Genomic DNA, 230 nt, shown 5'->3' on the forward strand with positions numbered 1-230 from the left:
TTGTCGGCACGCCGGTGGCAGGCCGGCTAAAGGCGGAGCTGGAGGGCGTGTGCGGGCTGTTCGTCAACACGGTTGCGCTCAGGCACCGGGTTGATCCGGAACTCTCGTTCGAAGCCCATCTCAAAGAGGTGAAAGACACGGTTCTGGCCGCCTTTGCCCATGACGGCGTGCCGTTCGAGGCGGTGGTCGAGGCAATCGCCCCCGCCCGCTCCCTGAGCCATGCACCGATC

General features: G+C 65.7%; 1 protein-coding gene. It reads left to right on the forward strand.

Translation table 11 applies throughout. The features are described 5' to 3' along the window. Positions 1-230 (forward strand): condensation domain-containing protein (locus tag E1297_RS00135; protein ID WP_155132491.1); only part of this gene is annotated, 230 nt, incomplete at both ends.

It is taken from the genome of Roseibium sp. RKSG952 (assembly GCF_009711355.1).